Annotated in this window: 16 protein-coding genes and 2 tRNA genes; 13 read left to right on the top strand and 5 right to left on the bottom strand. The window is 70.5% G+C overall.

From position 1 onward, the window contains the following. Positions 1–35: 35 nt before the first annotated feature. Together ABZ016_RS28285 and ABZ016_RS28280 are read right to left on the bottom strand one after the other, a co-directional pair. Positions 36–596 carry a CGNR zinc finger domain-containing protein gene (locus tag ABZ016_RS28285; protein ID WP_356919519.1) on the bottom strand — a complete coding sequence of 187 codons (561 nt, stop codon included), beginning with the start codon at positions 594–596 and terminating at the stop codon, positions 36–38. A gap of 300 nt (positions 597–896) precedes the next feature. Beyond that, entirely contained in the window at positions 897–1,310 is a 414-nt protein-coding gene (locus ABZ016_RS28280; RefSeq protein WP_004002642.1) for an SsgA family sporulation/cell division regulator, read from the bottom strand. Positions 1,311–1,501: 191 nt separating this feature from the next. On the opposite strand from ABZ016_RS28280, the gene ABZ016_RS28275 reads away from it, so the two are divergent. From ABZ016_RS28275 to ABZ016_RS28245, 7 genes are all read left to right on the top strand, one after another. Then, positions 1,502–1,960, top strand: coding sequence for a TIGR02611 family protein (locus ABZ016_RS28275; protein WP_356919518.1), 459 nt, complete (start codon positions 1,502–1,504; stop codon positions 1,958–1,960). Between the two features lie 76 nt (positions 1,961–2,036). Further along, positions 2,037–2,108 (top strand) — tRNA-Val (locus tag ABZ016_RS28270). A 425-nt stretch (positions 2,109–2,533) separates the two neighbouring features. Continuing rightward, on the top strand, positions 2,534–3,823 hold the full coding sequence (locus ABZ016_RS28265) for an extracellular solute-binding protein (RefSeq protein ID WP_356919517.1): 1,290 nt from the start codon (positions 2,534–2,536) through the stop codon (positions 3,821–3,823). Next, positions 3,823–4,824, top strand: a complete 1,002-nt coding sequence (locus tag ABZ016_RS28260) for a sugar ABC transporter permease (RefSeq protein WP_356919516.1) — start codon at positions 3,823–3,825, stop codon at positions 4,822–4,824. Before ABZ016_RS28265 ends, ABZ016_RS28260 begins: the two co-directional genes overlap by 1 nt. Next, positions 4,821–5,702: a carbohydrate ABC transporter permease gene (locus tag ABZ016_RS28255; RefSeq protein WP_356919515.1), complete on the top strand. Its 882-nt coding sequence runs from the start codon at positions 4,821–4,823 to the stop codon at positions 5,700–5,702. Before ABZ016_RS28260 ends, ABZ016_RS28255 begins: the two co-directional genes overlap by 4 nt. A 7-nt stretch (positions 5,703–5,709) precedes the next feature. After that, positions 5,710–6,300, top strand: coding sequence for a hypothetical protein (locus ABZ016_RS28250; RefSeq protein ID WP_356919514.1), 591 nt, complete (start codon positions 5,710–5,712; stop codon positions 6,298–6,300). A 114-nt stretch (positions 6,301–6,414) separates the two neighbouring features. Then, positions 6,415–9,150: a Tat pathway signal sequence domain protein gene (locus ABZ016_RS28245; RefSeq protein ID WP_356919513.1), complete on the top strand. Its 2,736-nt coding sequence runs from the start codon at positions 6,415–6,417 to the stop codon at positions 9,148–9,150. Positions 9,151–9,214: 64 nt separating this feature from the next. Here ABZ016_RS28245 and ABZ016_RS28240 read toward each other — a convergent pair whose 3' ends face one another. Continuing rightward, a complete protein-coding gene (locus ABZ016_RS28240) occupies positions 9,215–11,629 on the bottom strand; it encodes a hypothetical protein (RefSeq protein WP_356919512.1) in 2,415 nt (804 codons plus the stop codon). Positions 11,630–11,691: 62 nt separating this feature from the next. Between ABZ016_RS28240 and ABZ016_RS28235 the strand changes: the two genes are divergently transcribed. Together ABZ016_RS28235 and ABZ016_RS28230 are read left to right on the top strand one after the other, a co-directional pair. After that, entirely contained in the window at positions 11,692–12,138 is a 447-nt protein-coding gene (locus tag ABZ016_RS28235) for an SRPBCC family protein (protein ID WP_356919511.1), read from the top strand. 39 nt (positions 12,139–12,177) lie between these two features. Next, positions 12,178–12,249, top strand: a tRNA-Val gene (locus ABZ016_RS28230). Between the two features lie 50 nt (positions 12,250–12,299). Here ABZ016_RS28230 and ABZ016_RS28225 read toward each other — a convergent pair. After that, positions 12,300–13,028, bottom strand: a complete 729-nt coding sequence (locus ABZ016_RS28225; RefSeq protein WP_356919605.1) for a 3'-5' exonuclease — start codon at positions 13,026–13,028, stop codon at positions 12,300–12,302. Positions 13,029–13,196: 168 nt separating this feature from the next. Between ABZ016_RS28225 and ABZ016_RS28220 the strand changes: the two genes are divergently transcribed. From ABZ016_RS28220 to ABZ016_RS28205, 4 genes are all read left to right on the top strand, one after another. Then, positions 13,197–13,763 carry a DUF4365 domain-containing protein gene (locus ABZ016_RS28220; protein ID WP_356919510.1) on the top strand — a complete coding sequence of 189 codons (567 nt, stop codon included), beginning with the start codon at positions 13,197–13,199 and terminating at the stop codon, positions 13,761–13,763. Continuing rightward, on the top strand, positions 13,760–15,043 hold the full coding sequence (locus tag ABZ016_RS28215; RefSeq protein WP_356919509.1) for a hypothetical protein: 1,284 nt from the start codon (positions 13,760–13,762) through the stop codon (positions 15,041–15,043). The genes ABZ016_RS28220 and ABZ016_RS28215 overlap by 4 nt, the downstream gene beginning before the upstream one ends. Before the next feature lie 94 nt (positions 15,044–15,137). Beyond that, positions 15,138–17,114, top strand: a complete 1,977-nt coding sequence (gene thrS / locus ABZ016_RS28210; RefSeq protein ID WP_356919508.1) for a threonine--tRNA ligase — start codon at positions 15,138–15,140, stop codon at positions 17,112–17,114. A 65-nt stretch (positions 17,115–17,179) separates the two neighbouring features. After that, on the top strand, positions 17,180–17,740 hold the full coding sequence (locus tag ABZ016_RS28205; protein ID WP_356919507.1) for an HIT domain-containing protein: 561 nt from the start codon (positions 17,180–17,182) through the stop codon (positions 17,738–17,740). A gap of 79 nt (positions 17,741–17,819) precedes the next feature. On the opposite strand, the gene ABZ016_RS28200 is transcribed toward ABZ016_RS28205, so the two are convergent. Next, complete coding sequence (locus tag ABZ016_RS28200) at positions 17,820–19,487, bottom strand: hypothetical protein (protein ID WP_356919506.1); 1,668 nt, start codon at positions 19,485–19,487, stop codon at positions 17,820–17,822. Positions 19,488–19,502 lie beyond the last annotated feature (15 nt).

Genomic DNA, 19,502 nt, shown 5'->3' with positions numbered 1-19,502 from the left:
CCCGCCGGCCAGGCCGCTCGGCAGGACAGCCGTGCTCAGCCCGCCGCCTCCTTGCGGCGCGCCCGGTACGCGGCCACGTGCAGGCGGTTTCCGCAGGTGCGGCTGTCGCAGTACCGCCGCGAACGGTTGCGGGACAGATCGACGAAGGCGCGCCGGCAGTCGGGCGCCTCGCAGCGCCGAAGCCGCTCCTGCTCCCCGGCGACCACGAAGAAGGCCAGGGCCATTCCGCAGTCGGCGGCCAGGTGGTCGGCGACGGAGGCACCGGGCGCGAAGTAGTGCACATGCCAGTCGTAGCCGTCGTGGTCCGTGAGCCGGGGGGTGGTGCCGGCGGCCGCGACCAGCTCGTTGATCAGGCCGGCGGCGGTCCGGGGGTCGGGGGCGGCGAAGACGGAGGCGAACCGGCCGCGGATCTTGCGCACCGCCGAGAGGTCGAACTCCGAGAGCACTCCGACATCGCTGATCTCGTGGTTCCGTACGAAGTCCGCGAGGGTCGCCACGTCGGGCAGCCCGTCGGACGCCGTGTCGTCCTCCGGTGCGGTGTTCACCAGATCGACCACGGTGTCGAGGGCACACCGGGTGTCGTGGGTGATCAGCACGATTCGCTCCCTGGCCTGGGGGGTCGGGCGGGCGCCCGCCGATGCTGGCCGATGGTAACGGCTCCACTGCTGCCGGACCGCCCTCATGCCCGCACATGGCTTCGAATACAACGCCTCCTGGCGCGTCATGGTTCCCGGTCGGCCGGTACCGGCCGACCGGAGGTGGGAGCGGGCGCACGAGAACCGGCGCCGCCCCGCGAGATGCGCGGTGCCGACGCCGGTGTGTCCCGTGTGCGGTTGTCCGAGCCCGAGCCGTCTCCCCGAGTCGACGGCGCCGGGCGGCCTTGTGAGGGCCTCGCCCTAGCTTTCCGCCAGGATGTGCGAGAGCTCCTGATCGAGGTCGAAGTGCCGGTGCTCCGTGCCGGGCGGCACAGCGGCGTCGGTGCGCTTCAGGAAGGACTCCAGGGCCCTCGCCGGGGCCTCGAGCAGGGCCTCGCCCTCCGGTGAGCTCAGGGCGATGCACACGACGCCCTGACCGTGGCTGCGCGACGGCCAGACGCGGACGTCTCCGGTGCCCGTAGGGCGGTGAAGTCCTTCGGCGAGCAGATCGCGGGCGAACACCCACTCGACGGTTTCCTCGGCTCCGGTGTGGAAGGTGGCGTGCACGGCGTAGGGGTCGGCCGTGTCGTACCGCAGGCCTGCGGGGACAGGCAGGGAGGACTCGCTCGACACAACGAGGCGCAGGTGCAGCTCGCAGCTGACCGTGGTGTTCATAAGCGCCAGGGCCTTTCGCTCAGTGTGCGCTCGGGGATTCGCACGTCGGCGAAATCGACATGCCACCTACGGTGCCGTTGTAAACCCCTCTGAGTGTTTTGCGTGCCTTTACGTAACTCTTCCGGCCGAGAGATCGTTCGCGTCGTGCGTCCATTCCAGTGACTGGTTTCGCTCGGGTAGTGTTTGTCCGTATGAATACGGGGAGTAACGAGCCGGGCGAGGTGGCCGTGGCGTCGGACGAGACGGGGACTGACGAGGTGCACAGCGAGCCGGAGCGGGCGCTCGGCTCGCGTGCTCCGGAATTCATCAAAGCGCGCCGCGCGCTGCACGTGAGCTGGCAGGTCGGGGTCTTCATCATCGGGCTCGCGGTGGTCGTGGCGGGCATCATCATGCTGCCCCTGCCCGGGCCGGGCTGGGTGGTGATCTTCGGCGGCATGGCGATCTGGGCGACCGAGTTCGTCTGGGCCCAGCTGGTGCTCCGCTGGACCAAGCGGAAGGTCACCGAGGCGGCGCAGCGCGCCCTCGATCCCAGGGTGCGGCGCCGGAACATCATCCTGACGTCGATCGGGCTGGTGATCGTGGGCGTACTGGTCGGTTTCTACCTGTGGAAGTTCGGCATGGTCATGCCGTGGAAGATCGAGGACCAGTGAGCCGCAGCGCGGGTGCCGACGGCGGCCGTCCGGTCACGGGCACCCTCTGACATGGGGTAATGTTCTTCCTGCGCCCGGGCGATTAGCTCAGTGGGAGAGCGCTTCGTTCACACCGAAGAGGTCACTGGTTCGAACCCAGTATCGCCCACCCCGGATCGGCGGCCCATCTGCACGCATGTGCGGGTGGGCCGCCGTCGTCGTGTACCAGGGCCAGCTTCTCCGGGTGTCCGCCGTCCGACTCCGGAGCGCCTCGCAGGCCGTCATCGCCGGTCGGAAACCGGACACCGGTCGCCCCGCCCCACGCTCTCCATCCTGCCCTCGGCTTTCGGTCGCGACCGAAACCCCCGTGGCCCGCACCGCCTTGTTCGGCCCTCCGGTCACACCCGTCTCACCAGTGACATCGCCGAGCGGAAGCCTCGCCGGACCGGCACCACCTCCGCCCGCCCGCCGGTCGCTCGGTGAGAAAATCTTGTCCGAATCATTGACGCACCCTCAGCCCCTCCGTAACTTGTGCCAGCAAGCGCTTACTTGAAACGATTCATGCGAGCGGGACGACGTGCGGGGAGGCCAACCGTGGTGAACGGCAGGAATGTTGAGAGACGTACGATCCTGAAGGCGGCCGGCGCCACGGCGGCCACACTGGGGCTGGCCGCGACCACCGGCTGCGGTGGCGACGGAGGGGCTTCCGCGGACGGGACGGTGACGATCCGTTACGCGTGGTGGGGTGCGGAGGACCGTGCCCAGCGCATCAACAAGACCATCGCGCTCTTCGAGAAGAAGTACCCGAAGATCAAGGTGAAAACGGACTTCCAGCCCTATCTCGACTTCTGGAAGAAGTTCAACACCCAGGCCTCCGGCGGAAATCCGCCGGACGTCTTCCAGAATGCCATCGGCTTCCTGCGTAAATACGACGCGAAGAACGTGCTGCTCGATCTCGGTGAGCAGGTGAAGGCCGGCAACCTGTCGATGGACGGATTCCGGGCCGATCTCGACAAGTTCGGCGAGATCGACGGCAAGCTCCTCGGTGTTCCGGTCGGTTCGAACTCGATGGCCCTGGTCATCGACAAGCCCGTCTACACGCGTGCCGGAGTGAAGCCGGAACAGGGCTGGACCTGGGACGACTTCGACGCGGCGATGAAGAAGATCCGCGACAAGGCGGGCCGCGCCGGCGACAGCGGCATGTACGGCGTCATGTACCTCTACGACCTGTACCTGCGGCAGAACGGCAAGGCGTTCTTCACCGAGGACGGGCTCGGCTTCACCGAGTCGGACCTGACGGACTGGTGGACGAAGGCCGAGAAGGGCGTGAAGGACGGCATCTACACCGACGCCAAGAAGGTCGCGCAGATCAAGCCCAAGTCGGCGGTCGCCGCCGAGCTCGCCGGCGGCGAGTTCACCTGGGACAACTTCACCGTCCGCTACACCAGCGAGGGCAAGAGCGAGTACGGCCTCGCCCCCATCCCGACCACGGACGGCAAGAAGACCGGCCAGTACCTCGGCTCCCTCATGCTGAGCGCCTCCAAGCGCACCCAGCACCCCAAGGAAGTCGCCCAGTTCATCGACTTCATGGTGCACGACCCCGAGGTCGCCAAGATCATGGGCTACGACCGGGGCGTGCCCGCGACCCAGGCCCAGTACGACGCGTACAAGCCGACCGACGAGGTCAACAAGGCGATCGCCGCCTACGAGGAGTCCCTCGTGAAGGCGGGCGTTCTCGAGCCCATCACGCCGCACCCGAACGGCGCGGACATCTGCGAGTCCGCGTTCCTGCGCATCGCCGAGGAACTCGCCCTGGGCAAGCGCTCGGTGGACGAGGCCGTCAAGCAGTTCTTCACCGAGTCGAAGACGGCTCTCGCCGGCTGATGGGAACCACCGTGACACACGCCCCTGCGACGGAGGGCCTGTCCAAGGACTCCGAGCCGCGGCACGGTCCGGTGAAGCCCGAGCGCCCCGCCGCCCTCAAGCGGCGGCGGCGCCGGGAGAACCTGGCCGGCTATCTCTTCATGTCCCCGTGGATCGCCGGGTTCCTGCTGCTCACCGCGGGCCCGATGGTCGCCTCGCTGTACTTCGCGTTCACCGACTACAACCTGTTCGACGCGCCCCGGTGGATCGGCCTCGACAACTTCTCCGAGATGTTCGGAGATCCGCGCTGGCGCCACTCGGTGCAGGTCACGCTGTGGTACGTCGTCGTCGGTACGCCGCTGAAGCTGCTCGCGGCCCTCGGAGTCGCCCTGCTGCTGGCCCAGAGCCGGCGCGGGCAGGCGTTCTACCGGGCCGCCTTCTACGCGCCGTCGCTGATCGGCGCGAGCGTCTCCGTCGCGATCGTGTGGAAGGCGATCTTCTCGGACGACGCGATCGTCGACCGCACGCAGAAGCTCTTCGGCATGGACGTCGGCGGCTGGACCGGCGACCCCGACATGATCATCTACAGCCTGGTGGCGCTCACCGTCTGGCAGTTCGGCGCCCCCATGGTCATCTTCCTGGCCGGCCTCAAGCAGGTCCCGCGCGAGCTGTACGAGGCGGCCGAGGTCGACGGGGCGGGCAAGCTGCGGCGGTTCTGGAACATCACCCTGCCGATGATCTCCCCGGTGCTCTTCTTCAACGTCCTGCTGGAGACGATCCACTCGTTCCAGATCTTCAGCTCGGCGTACATCGTCGGCGGCGGCGCCGGAGGCAACGCCTGCGGCCCCGCGGACGGCTCCATGGTCTACACCTGCTACCTCTACGTCCAGGGCTTCGAGAACAGCCGCATGGGCCTGGCCTCCGCCATGGCCTGGATGCTGCTCGTAGCGGTCGCCCTGGTCACGGCGGTGCTGTTCTGGTCCCAGAAGCGCTGGGTGCACTACGAGGAGGGCGCCCGATGAGTGCGCAGGCCACCGACGTCACCCCGCGAGCGGGCGGACTGCGGCACAAGCTGCCCGGCTCCCTCGCCTGGCACCTCGGATCCCTGCTGATCCTCGCGGTGATCCTCTACCCGGTGATCTGGGTCATCGGCGGGTCCTTCAAGAAGAGCGAGGACATCGTCGGCAGCCTGGACCTCTTCCCGGGCGATCCGGTCCTCGGCAACTACACGAGCCTCGCCGACGGCATCGCCGACATCTCGATCTCGACGTTCTTCTTCAACTCGCTCTTCCTCGCCGTCGGGTCGGTCGTCGGCATCCTGGTGTCCTGCTCGCTGACGGCCTACGCCTTCGCGAGGATCCGGTTCGCGGGCCGCAACCTGCTGTTCACGCTGATGATCGGCACGCTCCTGCTGCCGTACCACGTGCTGCTGATCCCGCAGTACGTGCTGTTCCGCAACATGGAGCTGATCAACACCTACACACCGCTGCTGCTCGGGAAGTACCTTGCCACCGAGGCCTTCTTCGTCTTCCTGATGGTGCAGTTCATGCGGAACATGCCCAAGGAGCTCGACGAGGCGGCCCGCCTCGACGGCTGCGGGCACCTGCGCATCTACTGGTCGATCGTGCTGCCGCTGAGCCGCCCGGCCCTGATCACCAGTGCGATCTTCACCTTCATCAACTCCTGGAACGACTTCATGGGCCCGCTGATCTACCTCAACGAGCCCGACAAGTACACGGTCTCGCTCGGCCTGAAGATGTTCGTCGACCAGGAAGGGCTGGCCAACTACGGTGGCATGATCGCCATGTCACTGATCGCGCTGCTGCCGGTGCTGGCCTTCTTCCTCGCCTTCCAGCGTTATCTGATCGACGGCATGGCCACGTCGGGTCTGAAGGGCTGAGGCGGGCATGGCCGGAGCCAGGGTGAAGGCACGTGGCGAGTCGGCGCTCGCCGAGCGCTTCGCCGTGTTCGCCGAGTGTCTGCTCACCGGTGTCTGGATCGCGGTGGCCGCGCTGGGTGTCGTCACGTATCCCGCCGCGTTCGCCGCCGGGGCCCGGCACCTGCGGCGCCGTACCGCGCACGAGGGCGGCGGGTGGCGCGAGTTCGTCGCCGACTTCCGTACGGCTCTGCGCGGCGGGTGGCTCGCCGGACTCGCCGGGTGGGCGGCGGTCGCCGCGGTCTGGGTGGACGTCCAGGCGGCCCGGGCAGGGATTCCCGGCGGGCCGCTCGTCGGGGCCGTCGGGGTCGTCGCGCTGATCGCCCTCGTGGTGGCGGGACTGCGCGCGGCGGCGGTCTGGGAACCGGACGCGCGCTGGCGCACGCTGCTCGCGGTCGCCTGGCGCCGGACCCTCCTCGACCCGGCCGGGTCTTTTCTGATCATCGCCGGGCTGGCCGTCGTGGCCCTGTCCGCCTGGTTCGCCGCGCCGCTGGCGGTCCCCGTCCTCGGGGCCGTCGCGGCGGCGGCCGTCGCCGTGGAGGAGCGGTACCGGCACCGCTGACCGGCGGTGCCCACTCGCTGGGTCGGCGCCCCCGGGTGCCGCACCCTTCACTGTCATGCCCCTGACCAGCGCACGGAATCGCTTTCCGCACGGACAAGGAAAGGCAGCATCTCTATGTCTCCCATCCCCCGCAGATCCCTCCTGAAGGCGGCCGCCGTCGCCGGAGCAGCCGCCCAGTTCAGCTGGGCGCTGGGGGCGCAGGACGCGCAGGCCGCCCCCGGAGCCGAGACCGCCGAGCCCGACCCGGTGACCCTCGACTGGCTGGAGGACGGCGGCCTCGGCGCGGCCCCCGGCTCCACGGTCGGCGTCCCCTGGCCCAAGGGCGCCTACCAGAAGGACCAGACCTTCGCGCTGACGGACGCGGGCGGCAAGGCCGTCCCCGTGCAGTCGTGGCCGATCGCCTACTGGCCCGACGGCTCCCTCAAGTGGACCGCGCACGCGGTCGGTTCCGGCGACGGCAAGCTCACCCTCAAGGCCGGGACGCCCGCCGCCCCCGAGAAGAAGGTCACCGTCGACCAGCGCGGCGGCACCATCGACATCTCGACCGGCGTCATCACCGCGAAGATCGGCACGTCCGGTTCGACGATCGTCAAGTCGGTCAGCCGGGGCTCGACGGAGATCGCCAGGAACGGCCGGCTCGTCCTGATCCGCCAGCCCGAGATCGAGGACGAGGACCAGGGGGCGGTGAAGACCGAGCGCTTCGACGGCGCCGTCTCCAAGGTCACCGTCGAGCAGGAGGGCCCGGTCCGCGCGGTCGTCCGCATCGACGGCAAGCACCGCAAGGGCGGCCGCAGCTGGCTGCCCTTCTCGATCAGGCTGTACTTCTACGCGGGCGCCGACTCGTTCCGGATGGTGCACACCATCACCTACGACGGCAAGCAGGAACCGGGCAAGGCCAGTGGCGACTTCATCCGCGGCCTCGGAGTCCGCTTCACCGTGCCCCTGCGGGACGAGGCGTACGACCGCCACATCCGCATCGGCGGTGACGGCACCGGTCTGCTGCGCGAGGCCGTCAAGGGCATCACCGGACTGCGCCGGGACCCGGGCGCGGCCGTGCAGACGGCCCAGTTCGAAGGCAAGAAGCTGCCCGATCCCGCCACCTGGGACCAGCGCGTCACCACCCGCCTCCAGTACATCCCCGAGTGGGGCGACTACACCCTCTCCCAGCTCTCCGCCGACGGCTTCACGCTGCGCAAGCGCACCAAGAAGGGGCACGGCTGGGTCGCCGCGGGCGGCGGCCGGCGCGCCTCCGGCTTCGGCTACGTCGGCGGCGCGAGCGGCGGCTTCTCCTTCGGACTGCGTGACTTCTGGGAGAAGTTCCCCGCCCAGCTCGACATCCGGGGCGCCCAGACCGACGAGGCCGAGGTCACCCTCTGGCTGTGGTCACCCGAGGCGCAGCCCATGGACATGCGCTTCTACCACGACGGCATGGGCCAGGACACCTACGCCGAACAGCTCGAGGGCCTCAACATCACCTACGAGGACTACGAGCCGGAGTTCGGCACCCCGTACGGCATCGCCCGGACCTCGGAGCTGATGTTCTGGGCCAACGAATCCACCCCGAGCGGCGAGACGCTCGCCCGGCAGGTCGAGGCCGTCCGCGTGCTCCCGCAGCTCGCCGCCCCGCCCAAGCAGCTCATCGAGGCGGGGGTCTTCGGACCGGGCCTGTACTCCGAGCCCGACCGTTCCACACCGGCCAAGGCGAAGATCGAGGACCACCTCGACTTCCTCTTCACCTACTACAAGGACCAGGTGGAGCAGCGCCGCTGGTACGGCTTCTGGGACTACGGCGACATCATGCACACCTACGACACGTTCCGGCACCAGTGGCGGTACGACATCGGCGGCTACGCCTGGGACAACTCCGAACTCTCGCCGGACCTGTGGCTCTGGTACGCCTACCTGCGCTCCGGCCGCGCCGACATCTTCCGCTTCGCCGAGGCGATGACCCGGCACACCGGCGAGGTCGACGTCTACCACCTGGGCAAGTGGGCGGGCCTCGGCACCCGGCACGGCGTGCAGCACTTCGCCGACAGTGCCAAGCAGCAGCGCATCGCCAACACCACCTACCGGCGCTACTACTACTTCCTCACCGCCGACGAGCGCGTCGGTGACCTCATGCACGCCAACGTCGACTCCGACGAGACGTTCCTCGTCCTCGACCCCATCCGCAAGATCCGCACCGAGCCGTACACCCCCGACCGGCACGCCCTGTCGATCGGCTTCGGCACGGACTGGAGCGGGCTCGTCTCGGCGTGGCTGACAGAGTGGGAACGCAAGGGCCCGAAGTGGGAGAAGGCCAAGGCGCGCGTGCTGTCCACCATGGAGACGATCGCCGCCCAGCCCAACGGCTTCGTGCAGGGCAACGGGCTGTACGACCTCGACACCGGCAAGTTCGCCGTCGCGGACAAACCCGTGGTGAGCGTCTCCCACCTGTCGGCCGTCTTCGGCCTGAACGAGCTGTGCGCCGAGCTCATCGACCTCGTCGACATGCCGAAGTTCAACGAGGCCTACTTCGACTACTGCCGCTACTTCAACGCCACCAAGGCCGAGCAGAAGGCCCGCTACGGCTCCGACTTCGGCAGCCTGCTGCTCTTCCAGGGCCACTCGCGCCTCGACGCCTACACGGCCGTCAAGACCGGCGACGAGAAACTCGCCAAGCGGGCCTGGGAGAAGTTCTACAACTCCGACGGCTACAAGGAGTCGGCGCCCTGGAAGACCGAGAAGCTCGGCGGCCCCGTCGCGCTGGTGCCGGGCAGCGAGGCCACCTGGGTGTCCACCAACGACACCGCCCTGTACGGCCTCGCCGCCATCGAGAACCTGGCGCTGCTCGGCGACAAGATGCCCTAGCCGACGGCTGGTGCCGCAAACAGGCAACGTCCGCCCCGTCGGGCAAACGTTGCCTGCCGCGGCACTAGTTCATCCGCCCCAGCACCTCCCGCACCCTCCGGACGTCCCGGATCCGCTGCTCGTACGTCGCCCCGAGTGCGAGCAGCAGGAGTCCGGCGAGGGCGGGCGGCGCCCAGCGGGGGAGCGCCCCGGTCACCTGCACGACGTACGGGGCGAGTTCGTGCAGGGTGACCAGGGCCAGTACCGACCCGCCGAGCGTCAGCGGGGCCTGGAGACGGTGCCGGGCGCCCAGCAGGGTCACCAGCAGTGCGGCCGTGCCCAGCAGCAGCGGGCGCGTCCAGTGCGGGTCGGCCCAGGCCGCGACCAGACTCGGCACGAGCGTGGCCGTGAGCCCGGCGCCGTACGCCGTCCAGGACGAGGTTTCTGGGTCGCGACGCCGGCGCAGGGCGCCGAGCAGCAGCGCCGGCACGGTCACCGGCAGGGTGTACGCCTCGGGCGTGCCGACGTCCCAGGCGGCCAGGCGTACCCAGGCCGCCAGCACGAAGAGGGCCGTGGCCGCGTGACCGACGGGACGGCGGCCCGGACGCACCGCCGTGCCCGCGGCGATCACGCCGCACAGCGCCAGCACCAGGGCGAGCAGCGGCGGGTCCGTGACGGCGAGGCCCACGGCGAGCAGGCCGGCGGCGGCTCCCGCGACCTCGACCGGCACCGTCGCCCGGGACTCTCCGAGACGCGCCGCGAGCAGGGCGGCGGCCGCGGGGACGACCAGGACCAGCAGCGCGACACGGGCCGGCGGCCAGTCCGCGGCGGCACCCGTCGCAGCGGCCAGGGCGGTGGCGTACGCCAGGGCGGCCGGGGCCGTGACGGAGGCGAGGCGCGCCCGCCACGACGCCGCCGCGAACATCGCGATCAGCGCAGACAGCGTGACGAGGGTCGCGGTCTGCGAGGCGAGGGACGTCAGGGCAAGGCCGACCGAGGTGACCAGGGCCAGGACGTGAGCGGCGAGCCGTACGGCGGACACCGCGGCCCGGGAGACGTACAGGGAGGCCGCTGTGATCACCCCCAGAACCAGCATCCCCGCGACATACGGGATCCCCAGGACCGCCGGAAGGACCAGCGCCGTGGCCGCCACCAGGCCCAGCGCGCCGATCCGCGCCCGCGCACGCCACTGCTCCGCACGGACCGCCAGAGCGAGAACCGCCGCCACGGCCGCCAGTACGACAGGGACTCCCGCCGCGTCCGGTGGCCAGGGGACCTCGACGGCGACCGCCGCACGCGCGTCCACCGGCGCACCGCTCCACACCCCGCCCAGCCACCCGGCCGGCCCCAGCACCGCCACGGCGACGACGGGCAGCGCCCACAGCACGGCCAGCGCCTGTACGGCACCGCAGGCCCAGGCGAAGCCCGCCCGCACCGGGCCCGGCAGCCGCCCGGCGCGACCCGCCGTCAACAGGGCGACACCGAAGACCAGATGGGCGGGAACCGTCCATGCCCCCGGCAGCAGGGACCGGGCCACTCCGCCGAGCGCGGCGACCGTGAGCAGCCCCGCGGCGATCGTGAGGCCGAGGGGGTGCTGCTCGCCCGGCGTCCGCCAGGCCGCTGCCAGCGCGATCCCTGCCGCGAACAGAAGGAGAGCCCCGGCACGAGCGGCGGCGCCCGGGCCGTCGGCCGCCAGGGACAGCCAGCCGGCGGCCAGGGCGCCCCCGCCACCCACGGCGTACGCGGCGACCAGGGCGGTGATCCGCACGGAAGCATTCGTGACGCGCAGCGCCACCGCCGCGTCGAGTCCGGCCGTCACCAGCAGCGCGGCTGTGATCACGTACGGACCGGCGTCGCCGGCCAGGGCCCACAGCAGCAGCGGGAACTGGCCCGCCGACAGGGCGCAGGGGAGGGGCAGCCGCAGCACGGCCGTGGCCGGCAGCAGACCGTACGCCGACCAGCCCGCCGCCAGTACCGCCGACGCGAGTGCCGCGTACCCGGTGCCGTCCGTCCCGGCCAGGGCGGCCGCGTGCAGCGCGTAGGCGTCCAGCACCGTCAGCGCCAGCCCGAGCCCCGCCACGGACTCGGCCGTCGACCGCAGCCCGCGCTTCAGCAGCGGCACCGGTGCGGCGAGCGCGGCCAGCGTGACCGCGCCGAGCACCAGCGCCCGCCCGGTGATCCCCAGATGGCCCCAGCTGACCAGCGTGAACACCGCGGCGGCGAGGGTGAGGAGAACACCGCCGAGGACCAGGAGCACGTTCTGCACACTGGGCGCGGCGGTCTCCGGGCGGGGCGGTGCGGTGGGCGGCGCCTGCGGTGGCTGCGGCGGCTGCGTCTGCGGCTGTCGCAGGGCCGCGAGCAGCCAGGCGCGACGAGCCAGCAACTGGCCGCGCCGGGCCTCCAGTTGCCGGAGTTCGGCGTCGAGGAGCCGCAACTCCTCGGCCGGGGGCGGAAGGTGCGTCATGCCTCGCAGTGTGGTGCGCGTCACCTCGCACGGCATGAGTGCGGATACTCAGGCGCGTACTCAGACCGTCCCCATGGCCAGGAGGGCAGACTGCCGTCATGGACTGGAACCATTACCGCTTCCGCAGTCTCTGGGCCCTGCCCGCGCCGCCCGCCACCGTGTACGCGGCGCTGGAGAGCGCCGAGGACTATCCCCGGTGGTGGCGCCAGGTCCGGGAGGTGACCCGCCTCGACGACACGACCGGGGTGATCCGGATCCGCTCCGTCCTGCCGTACGACATGACCTTCACCGCACGGGAGGTGCGGCGCGACCCCGCATCCGGTGTGCTGGAGATCGCGATGTCCGGGGACATCGAGGGCTGGGCGCGCTGGACGGTCACCCCGCTCGGGACGGGCACTCGCGCGCGGTACGACCAGGTCGTCGACGTCCGCAAGCCGTTGCTGCGGCGGCTCGCGGTGCCGTGCCGGCCCGTCTTCCGGGTCAATCACCGCCTGATGATGCGGGCGGGAGAGCGCGGACTGGCCAGGCACCTCGAAGCGGTTTGAAGGAAGCGTGCCGGGACCTGTATGGTTCAGTGCGTTCCCGGGCGATTAGCTCAGTGGGAGAGCGCTTCGTTCACACCGAAGAGGTCACTGGTTCGAACCCAGTATCGCCCACCGGAAACAGCCGGTCCGTCTCAGACGGACCGGCTTTTGTGTGCCCGGGCTCAGGCCGCCGCCGGCATCTCCGGACGCAGCGGCCAGGCCGGGTCGACGGCCTCCTCCACACCGCTGCGCGCGAACCACGCCTGGAGCCCCCGGGCCTGCGCCGCGTGCCACACCGCCTGGAGGGTGTGCAGCTCACCGGGTGCGAGCCGCTCCAGCCGGGACGCGAAACGTCGGCCCACCGCCCGGGTGACCTCCAGTGCCGCCACCGCGTCGGCCGCCGCGTCGTGCGCTCCCTCCAGGGCGACGCCGTAGTGCGCGCACAGGTCCGTCAGGGTGCGGCGGCCCTTGCGGTACCGGTCCAGGTGCTTGTCCAGCACCCTCGGGTCGAGCACGCACAGCGGCTCCGACTCGAACCAGCGGCCCAGGGCCGAGGCGCGGTGGCGGCGCAACTCCCGGTCGAGCAGGGTCAGATCGAACGGCGCGTTCATCACCACGACCGGACGTCCGGCGTGGGCCTGCTCGGCCAGCGCCTGCGCTATCTCGTACATCACCGGCGCCGGCCACCGGCCGTTGCGCTGCAGGTGTTCCTCCGTCAGCCCGTGCACCGCCGTCGCCTCGGCGGGCACCGGTATCCCCGGGTTCACCAGCCAGCGGCTGACCCGCGGCCGGACGCCCGGGGCGTCCTGGACGACGACGGCAGCCGACACGATCCGGTCGGTCTCGACGTCCACGCCCGTCGTCTCCGTGTCGAAGGCGGCCAGCGGCCCCTCGTACCAGCACGTCGTCATAGCCACACAACCCCTCGTTCACCTTCGGCAGTTGACGCACCGTCCGCTGCCCGATTCGGTAATACCCGGGCTGTTTGCGCCGTACGCCGGGAGGAGACAACAGGAGTACGGGTCGGTGCAGTTCAGCGGCCCGCACGGGGAATCACTTGTTCTGGAAGGCTGTCGGCCATGGCCATTGCGCAGCCCGAACGGGGCGGGCTGCTGCCCGAGCGCACGGCTCCCTCTCGCGGCACTCTCGCCACCACCGCCTGCATGGAGACGCTGCAGGTCGGCTATCTGCACGCCGTCGCGGCGGCGGCCGGCTGCTCGCTGTCCCAGCCGTTCCCCGACAACGGCATCGACTGGCACGTCAGCCACAGCGCCCCGGGGCACACGGTCGACGACGAGGTCACCATCAAGGTGCAGCTCAAGGCCACCTACCAGGTGCCGCCCCACCCGCCGGGCCGCACCTTCGCCTTCACGCTGGACAACGACCACCTGGCGAAACTCGCCCGCACGCCCGTCTCCGTGCACAAGATCCTCGTGGTGATGCTGGTGCCGCGCTCCCAGGACGACTGGCTGCGCGCCGGCCACGACCGGCTCGACCTCAGGCACTGCTGCTACTGGACCAACCTCGCCGGCCACCCGATCACCGGCCGCCGCCGCACCACCGTGCGGATACCGACCTCACGCATCTTCGACGACCGGGCGCTGTGCGAGATCATGACGCGGGTCGGGACGGGAGGAACACCGTGACGCACCGCCCCACCGAGGAGCCGGTGAGGCAGGTCCGGCCGCACCCCGTCGAGACGACGAGCCGGCACGGCCGCCCGCCCGAGCCCGCCGACGTCGACCCGGCCGTGCTGACCGCCCTGCTGCGCCGGCACGGCTGGCAGCGGCGCGGCGGCGCCCCCGGGCGCTACGGACGCTGGACCCCGCCCGGCCCCGGCGGCAGCGGCAGCGGCAGCGGCACCAGTCTGCTGGTGCCCGAGAGCCGCGCCTTCCCCGACAGCGACGACCTGCTCGGCGAGGCCCTGCTCGCCCTGTCCCGCAGCGGCTCGCCCTCCGCACGCGACGTTCTCGTCTCCCTCACCGTGGCCGGAGACGAGATCCACTGGTGGCACGACGTACCCGCCGGGCCCGCCGGTGCGGCACCCTGGGTCGTCGAGGACCGGCTGCGCACCGCCGCCCGCCGGATGCTGCTCGCCGCGGCCCTCGCCGCCCGTGCGCGGGCCGGCTACCACGGCACCCGCCACCGGGGCTCCGCGGCCGCGTCCCTGGAGAACGTGCTGGTGGGCTCCACCACGGACAACCACCTCACGGCCTTCGTGCCCGTCACCGGCGGCCGCACCTTGGCCGTGCGCCTGCACCAGGCGCTGTACGCCGCCCGTGAGGCCATCGACTACCGGCGCGCCACGGGCGGCATGGACGCCTTCGACACCGCGGTCGAGGCCGGCGTGAGCCACGAGCTCACCGAGGCCCTCGTCGCCCTGGTCCGGGGGACGGAGGGCGCCCGGATCGCCGTCGAGTGGGCACCCGCGGCCGGTGTACCCGAGGGCTGCGCCCCCTCCGCCGAGCCCGTCGAGTTCTCACCCGGCGACCTGCCCGTGCTGCGCGAGGCGAGCGTCCGCTACCTGAGCGCGGAACCCTCCGTGCCGGTGCGGATCACGGGCTCGGTGGTGCGGCTGCGCAGGTCCGGGCCGCGCGGCGAGGGCACCGTACGGCTGCGCGTGCTGGCCGGGGCCGACGTACCGAACGTCCGGGTCACCCTGGACGAGGAGGCCTACCGGATCGCCGGGCACGCCCACCTCGTAGGGCTGCCGGTGCGGGTCCAGGGCCGGCTGGAGAGCCGGGGTGGCTTCCGTCGCCTCACCGGCGCCCACGGCGTCGCACCGGTGCAGGTCGACGACGCCGAGCGGGACCGGCTGATGAAGTCGCTCCAGGAGAACGCCGGGATCGCGGCCTTCTTCGAGGAGGCCTGCGGAGGGGACGCCTGCGCGGCGGACGGCGAGGAGGGCGGGGACCGCGGGGACTGATTTCGCGGTGAACGGTCAGGGGTCGGTACGATCCATACTCGTGCGCGCGCTCCGGTATGGCGCACGCGACCCCACCTTCAGTCAGGAGAGACCGGTGTCAGACGTCCGTGTGATCATCCAGCGCGATTCCGAGCGGGAAGAACGCGTGGTGACGACGGGCACTACGGCCGCCGAGCTCTTCGCCGGCGAGCGTTCCATCATCGCCGCCCGCGTCGGCGGCGAGCTCAAGGACCTGTCGTACGCCCTGGCCGAGGGCGACGAGGTCGAGGGCGTCGAGATCTCCTCCGAGGACGGCCTGAACATCCTGCGCCACTCCACCGCGCACGTCATGGCGCAGGCCGTGCAGGAGCTCTTCCCCGAGGCCAAGCTCGGCATCGGCCCGCCCGTCAAGGACGGCTTCTACTACGACTTCGACGTCGAGAAGCCGTTCACGCCCGAGGATCTCAAGGCCATCGAGAAGAAGATGCAGGAGATCCAGAAGCGCGGGCAGAGGTTCGCCCGCCGCGCCGTCACCGACGAGGCCGCTCGCGAGGAGCTCGCGAACGAGCCGTACAAGCTGGAGCTGATCGGCCTCAAGGGTTCCGCGTCCAGCGACGACGGCGCGGACGTCGAGGTCGGCGCCGGCGAGCTGACGATCTACGACAACCTGGACGCCAAGACCGGCGAGCTGTGCTGGAAGGACCTGTGCCGCGGCCCCCACCTGCCGTCGACCCGGGCCATCCCGGCGTTCAAGCTGATGCGCAACGCGGCCGCCTACTGGCGCGCCAGCGAGAAGAACCCCATGCTCCAGCGCATCTACGGCACCGCCTGGCCGACGAAGGACGAGCTGAAGGCGCACCTGGAGTTCCTCGCCGAGGCCGAGAAGCGCGATCACCGCAAGCTCGGCAACGAGCTCGACCTGTTCTCGATCCCCGAGCAGATCGGCTCCGGCCTCGCCGTCTTCCACCCCAAGGGCGGCATCATCCGCCGGGTCATGGAGGACTACTCGCGGCGCCGCCACGAGGAAGAGGGCTACGAGTTCGTCTACACCCCGCACGCCACCAAGGGGAAGCTCTTCGAGACCTCGGGCCACCTGGACTGGTACGCCGACGGCATGTACCCGCCCATGCAGCTCGACGAGGGCGTGGACTACTACCTCAAGCCCATGAACTGCCCGATGCACAACCTGATCTTCGACGCCCGCGGGCGCTCCTACCGTGAGTTGCCGCTGCGCCTGTTCGAGTTCGGGACGGTGTACCGGTACGAGAAGTCCGGTGTCGTGCACGGCCTGACCCGCGCCCGCGGCTTCACCCAGGACGACGCGCACATCTACTGCACCCGTGAGCAGATGTCGGTGGAGCTCGACAAGACGCTCACCTTCGTCCTGAACCTGCTCCGCGACTACGGCCTCACCGACTTCTACCTGGAGCTGTCGACCAAGGACCCGGAGAAGTTCGTCGGCTCGGACGAGGCCTGGCAGGAGGCGACCGAGACCCTGCGCCAGGTCGCCGAGAAGCAGGGCCTTCCGCTGGTCCCGGACCCGGGCGGCGCCGCCTTCTACGGGCCGAAGATCTCCGTCCAGGCCAAGGACGCCATCGGCCGCACCTGGCAGATGTCGACCATCCAGCTCGACTTCAACCTGCCGGAGCGCTTCGACCTCGAGTACACCGGCGCGGACGGCGCGAAGCAGCGTCCCGTCATGATCCACCGTGCGCTGTTCGGCTCCATCGAGCGGTTCTTCGCGGTGCTCCTGGAGCACTACGCCGGTGCGTTCCCAGCCTGGCTCGCCCCGGTCCAGGCGGTCGGCATCCCCATCGGCGACGCGCACGTCGAGTACCTGGAGAAGTTCGCGGCGGCGGCGAAGCGGAAGGGCCTGCGCGTCGAGGTGGACTCCTCCTCCGACCGCATGCAGAAGAAGATCCGCAACGCCCAGAAGCAGAAGGTGCCCTTCATGGTCATCGCGGGCGACGAGGACATGTCCCACGGGTCCGTGTCCTTCCGCTATCGCGACGGCTCGCAGGAGAACGGCATCCCGTTCGACGAGGCCATCGCGAAGATCCAGAAGGTCGTCGAGGAGCGCGCGCAGGTCTGATCACAGGGTGCACGGGCCCCCGGGAGATCCCGGGGGCCTTTGCCGTCCCCCCAGCTCGACGCCATATGCTGCACTGCATGACGAGTGAGCCGGAGCAGCAGCTGGGAGTGGGGACGCAGGACGCGTTCCAGCGCCTGTGGACGCCCCATCGGATGGCCTACATCCAGGGCGAGAACAAGCCGACCGGCCCGGGCTCGGGCGACGGCTGCCCCTTCTGCTCGATCCCGGCCAAGTCCGACGAGGACGGGCTGGTCGTCCGGCGCGGCGAGCAGGTCTACGCGGTGCTCAACCTGTACCCGTACAACGGCGGGCACCTCATGACCGTGCCCTACCGCCATGTCGCCGACTACACCGACCTCACGGCGGGGGAGACCGCCGAACTCGGCGAACTCACCAAGCAGGCGATGACGGCCCTGCGCACGGCCTCCGGCGCGCACGGCTTCAACATCGGCATGAACCAGGGCTCGGTCGCCGGCGCGGGCATCGCGGCGCACCTGCACCAGCACATCGTGCCGCGGTGGGGCGGGGACACGAACTTCATGCCGGTGGTGGGCCACACGCGGGTCCTGCCCCAGCTCCTGGCCGACACGAGGAAGATGCTGGCGGACGCCTGGCCGTCCTCTTAGCCTGCGGCGCAGGCGGCACCTCGTAGCGCCGAGTTGCGCACCCACCCGCGCCTCAGCCGAAACGCCAGCACCCCACCAACTAGGCGTCGTACACATCCGCCTTCTTCGGCGAAGCCTCCTGCACCGCCCCACTGAGCACAGCAGACCGCGACCCGAACTTCTCCACATCCACCCCGTTCTCCCGCAGCACCTTCAACGCCGCCGCATGCACCACACGCAGCACAGGAGTCGCAGCCCGCAGCGCGTCGTCCGCCATGAACCGGTGCCGCCACGGCTGATCCGCCCACGCGTGCCGCAGACCGAACGGCTCCGGCAGCGTCAGACTGCCGCCGAGCCAGTTCAGCAGCGGCGGGTACCACGTCAGCGGGGCGCGCGCGGCCAGCCGTACCACCTCGTCGGCGTCGATCAGCGGGAGCTTCACCGTGCGGGTCTCCCAGAACCGCAACGACTTCTGGACCGTCTTCTCCTTGGCCGCGGGCTTCTCGTTGAACAAGGCGTTGACCGGCCCCAGCGCGTGCCCGGTGACCTCGATGCGCAGGGTGTCGTGCAGCACCGTCACCGTGATCAGCATCGTGATCACCAGATGGCCGTCCCACAGGGTCCACTGCACACCGAGGTAGTGCCGGTCGCCGCTGCCGAACTGCTGCTTGTTGCAGATGTCCTGTACGGCGTGCGTCCGGATCGTGTACGCGTCGACGTCCGTGCCGCTCGGCCGGGACACCTCCGTCGCCTTCTCGCCGATCGGCGTGACGATCCAGTGGGTGATGGACGGCTTGGGGAAGCCGCCGGTGTTGATGGACGTGCGCTCCAGCATGGCCAGTCCGCCCTGGATCGCCACGATGACGTCCCAACTGCGGAAGGGATGGAACTCCTTGCCGGGCTCGGCGGAGACCAGCTCCTCGGCCAGTTGCCAGCTGCCCCACCGCGTACCCATGCCGAGTATGCCCTTGGGACCGGCGTAGAAGACGGAGTTGGATCGCTGCTCCGCGCCGAGGCGGGCCAGTTCCTTGCGCACCTGCTCGGCCGCGTCGCCGGGGTTGCCCGGGACCGCCTCGGGGATCTTGGCCCCCACACCGCCGCCCGACAGCAGGCCCGACCAGCGCTCCCGCAGGTCACGGGCGGTCCGCTCGCAGATCAGCTTGGCCCAGAACCAGCCGACGACCGGCATGACGACCGCCGCGCGCCCGTACAGGGCCCAGAAACCCGTGAACGGCATGCGGATCAGGAACAGCACGGCGAGCGCGCCCACCGCGACCAGCAGCGTCGTGGCGAGGGCGCCGGTCCGCTTGTCCTCGCGCTTGGCCATGGTGGTGCGCAGCGTGAACACCAGCAGCCACACGAGGAAGCCCGGCAGGAAGAGCACCCCGCAGAGCACCGTGATCGCCGACAGCCAGTTGTCGCGGTCGCGGCGGATGCGGTGGGCCGCCAGGCAGTGCTCCACGACGACCTGGGGCTCGATACCGAAGGACTGGATCAACGGATTGCGCCCGGCACCCAGCATCCGGTCGATGACGGCACGGGAGAAGGCCTCACCGAACCGGGGGCGGAAGATCTTCGCCCAGGAACGCGGCGGTGTCACCTTCGACTGGTGCCACTCGTTGTCCGCGTTCAGGATCTTGGTGACCTCGTCGTCACGGTAGGCCGCGGCGGCCAGAGCGTAGGTCGCCGCCGTCTGGCCAGTCGCACCCGCCAAAGGCACCTGGGCCCCTGGACTGAAGTCGAATCCGTCCGTCACTGCCGCCCCCATCGCTGCCGCATCTGC

Source organism: Streptomyces sp. NPDC006372 (assembly GCF_040612515.1).
GTDB lineage: Bacteria > Actinomycetota > Actinomycetes > Streptomycetales > Streptomycetaceae > Streptomyces.
The sequence above is the reverse complement of the archived record's forward strand: the minus strand, read 5'-3'. Positions and strand labels throughout refer to the sequence as shown.